A 3,782-nucleotide genomic window follows, 5' to 3' on the forward strand; every position below is an offset into this window, starting at 1 on the left:
GCATCAAAAAAGACCGCTGAAACACTCTGGCAAAGTAGAAGCGATCTCTTTTGATTCGTAACTATTAACCAGGAGCTAACCGTCTATCGGTAGCACCTTTTTTCTACCTAAAATATAGCACTTATGCGGGTTTGTGTCAATTTCGCAAGCTATAGTAGACAGTGGGAGAGTGGGGACAGTCCCCATTGGTATACTTCTTTAATTGGCTGAATCTTTCAACCATGCGGCTTTTAGAGGATAAAAGTCTCAAAACATGCTTGAATTCTGGGATTGCAACATAGTAGAATGTGTGTAAGGGACTAACTTATGTGTTGGAGGGAATGGGGACAATGGATGATTACAGTGTTTTAAAGGGAGGTTTGGAGAGCGGTGAAGAGATTAAGAGCAGGCCTATTAAAACTATGATCAATCAGATAGAGGAGAAGATTGATAAGGCTGCCAGAGAGAACCGCGAGATTGATAGAGAATCATGGGATCTTCAGGTAGAAAAGAAGAAGGATAGGAAAGAGTTTCATGGTTCCTTTATATTGAATATAATTAGGGATGATATACGGTTTCTTATTAGGTATACGCTGAATCAGAAAGATGTGCATAATACAATATTAAATGCATGTGCAATATTTTTTATCGCAATATATGTATGTGTAACTGCAGGGTGGTTGCATCTGCGCTGTTGGCGTTTGGGATAGATGTTGCGTCGTTGGTTATAGGGATATTCAAATTGGTTGAGTGGTAAAAAATCGCTGCAAAGATTCTCTATCCCTGCAGCGACTAACATCATATTATTTTTTCATTGCCTTAAGTGTTTCAAGCTCTTTACGAAGCGCAGCATTCTCTGATTGGAGTTTGTTGCGTTCAGCCTCGCCTTCCATCAAGCCTTCCATCAAGCCTTCCTTACGGCCTTCTTCGACGCCTTGATGGTATAGTCTGACTTCCGGCAAATCCAAAACTTTTCCGCCCATAACACCACCTACCTTTTCCTGCACAGTTTTGTGTTTGATAGTAAGTTTGTATAGTACCTTGTGTGTTAACCTAATGATAACACCGTAGGAATAGGCTGACAAGTTGCCTGCTTGAAGTTCTTTATCCAGTCTTGCGATGATGTTTTTGTATACTTCGGCGAGTTCTTCGGTTCGGGATGAGTCCTTATTGATCGCTTTGAACTGTTTTTCATAATTGAAGATATAAAACGGAATCAGTAAGTACAACCTGTGGGCGAAGATGCTGTCGATTGTATAATCAGAGAACTTTGCAATTTTGGCGTCATATTCTAATTTGCCGCCGGGAGTTGTGAGTATGATTCTGGCGGTGTCAGGAGTTCTGGCGGACTTTCTAAGGAGCAGTAGACCGGTGTTGGGGAAGTTTACGCGTAAAACAGATCCTCTTACGACACTTGTATCTACGGCAACCTGCGAATCATATTCAAAGAGCTTGACGAGTAATGATCCGTCATATTTCTTGCTCTCGCATTCCCAGTGATACTTTTTGCTGGTTCCTTTGTAGGTGATGGTAAAATGAGAATCTGTTATTCTTTTCTCATCAGTTTTGTCCTGATGCTCGATGAAATGTTCATTTCTCATTCTTGTGATGACAGCGGTCTTGTCATAGTTTTCATTGTAGAAATAATTGACAAAGGGAATGACTATGTCATCACACTCTGTTTCCATTGTTCTGAATGCGTCGTCATAGGCAAACTCAGAATACAATGGGGATACATCGATTTCATTTGTGGGTTCTTCTTGCATACACATATGCCTCCTTCATTGATTTTTTTAATTCAAATACCCAAAACATTGAAAATAAGCATATGCAGAATGCATTGCCTTTCCGGATTGGAATTGAAGTTGTGAAAGAGTATCACAACGATAATACAATAGCATGGATATAAGGGATTTACAATATATAAAGTGTCAGGCACATGTGGCTTCCCGGGGGGTGATACTCAAATGAATGAGACGGTTTTTTACCAAACAGAACCGTCCCCATTGGTAAAAAAACCGTCCCCACATCCATTACTTCTCAAAATACGCAAACGCAATAGCTCCGGGGCCTGCATAGGTACCGATGGTGGCGCCTGCATACATGATATTGGTTTCCAGGCTGACAATCAGAATAGCATAAAAAATAGGGCTGCAAGAGCCTCTTCTTTACCACAAATTCAGTAAAGGTTGTGAATTTCATTCATACCATGTGCCGGCTGTGCTATACTATTTCCCGGCAAATATGTAATTGTTGGGAGAGAGTATGATTTTCGTCAGGGACAAAAAATTTTACACTACTTTGGCGGCTTATGCGCTGCCGATTGCGCTTCAGCAGCTGATCACGGTGGGGGTCAACATGGCGGACAACGTGATGCTGGGGCAGCTGGGGGAGGCGCCCATGAGCGGGGCTACTCTGGCCAATAATTTTATCAGCATTTTTCAGATCATGTGCATGGGGCTTGGAATGGGCGCCAGCGTGCTGGTGAGCAGGTTCTTTGGGATGAAGGAGAAGCTCTCCATGAAAAAGGCTGTGAATATCATGCTCAGGATGCTGTTCGTGGTGGCGACGGTATTTGCGGTGGTGACAGCTCTTTTTCCTGAGAATATTATGAGACTGTTTACTACGGAAAAAGAGGTTATTGAAAAGGGCACGGGGTATCTGCTGATATCGATTCCTTGTTATTATCTTAACGGCTATGCGATGACGTCCAGCATTATGCTAAGGAGCGTGGGCAAGGCCAATATTCCGCTGTATTCGAGTATTGCTTCTTTTTTTATCAATATCTTTTTTAACTGGGTATTTATCTTCGGTAAGCTGGGGGCGCCGGCTATGGGTGTCAACGGTGCGGCGCTGGGAACGCTGATCGCGAGGGTTGTGGAGTTTGGCGTTATCATGGGATTTCTGATGTTCGTGGATACGAATATTGGGCTGCGGCCGAGGGATCTTGCGATTTCTGTGGGAAATCTGATTCCGGAGTACATCAGGATCTCGATTCCGGTGCTGGTGTCGGATACGCTGCTGGGGCTTGGAAACAGCGCTGTGGCGGTGGTTATGGGACACATCGGGGCGAGTTTCGTTGCGGCGAATTCCATAACGACGGTGGTGATGCAGCTTGCGACGGTGGTGATACAAGGCATCTCTCAGGCCAGCTGTACGATCACGGGGATCACCCTGGGAAAAGGGGAGGTGGAGAAGGCGAGGCAGCAGGGCTACACATTTGCGGCGCTGGGATTTATCATCGGCGGTGTGGGCTGCGGGGTTATTCTGCTGTTGTCCAATGTTATCGTCGGAGCGTACAAGATTGAGGCTGAGACGGCGGTGCTTGCAAGGGATCTGATGCATGCGGTTGCGGTGGTTATCTGGTTTCAGGCGGCGAACAGTATTTTGACGAAGGGGACGCTGCGAGGGGGCGGTGATACGAAGTTTCTGATGGTGGCGGATATTATTTTCCTGTGGATGTGCAGTATTCCGCTGGGGGCGCTTACGGGGCTGGTGTTTAAGTGGCCGGGGTTCTGGGTGTATATTATGCTGAAGATCGATCAGTTTATTAAGTGCGCGGTGTGCGTGGTGAGGCTACGGAGCGGGAAGTGGATTAAGAGGATCGAGAAGTAGAGGAGTGATAAATAAAGAAATTGGGGTCTGACCCCAATTTTTTTTTGCACATGGCGCGAAGCCAGTATTTATCAGGATTTGTGAAAAAGTAAATTGTGTCTAAACTGTGAATTGGGGTCAGACCCCAATCACACTTTGGACACAATTAAGCAAGGAATCCAAGATTAACCATGGAATACAGCTCTCCG

The 3,782-nt window shown here is 44.9% G+C and carries 3 protein-coding genes; 2 read left to right on the forward strand and 1 reads right to left on the reverse strand.

The annotated features are described in order from the left end of the window. Positions 1-329 precede the first annotated feature (329 nt). A complete protein-coding gene (locus tag G588_RS0118245) occupies positions 330-689 on the forward strand; it encodes a hypothetical protein (RefSeq protein WP_022780125.1) in 360 nt (119 codons plus the stop codon). A gap of 93 nt (positions 690-782) precedes the next feature. On the opposite strand, the gene G588_RS21000 is transcribed toward G588_RS0118245, so the two are convergent. Next, positions 783-1,745: a hypothetical protein gene (locus G588_RS21000; protein ID WP_022780126.1), complete on the reverse strand. Its 963-nt coding sequence runs from the start codon at positions 1,743-1,745 to the stop codon at positions 783-785. Positions 1,746-2,244: 499 nt separating this feature from the next. Here G588_RS21000 and G588_RS0118260 point away from each other — a divergent pair, with 499 nt between their 5' ends. Next, positions 2,245-3,594, forward strand: coding sequence for an MATE family efflux transporter (locus tag G588_RS0118260; protein ID WP_022780128.1), 1,350 nt, complete (start codon positions 2,245-2,247; stop codon positions 3,592-3,594). Positions 3,595-3,782 lie beyond the last annotated feature (188 nt).

Origin of the sequence: Butyrivibrio sp. AE3009 (genome assembly GCF_000420845.1) — a bacterium.
Classification (GTDB): domain Bacteria; phylum Bacillota; class Clostridia; order Lachnospirales; family Lachnospiraceae; genus Butyrivibrio.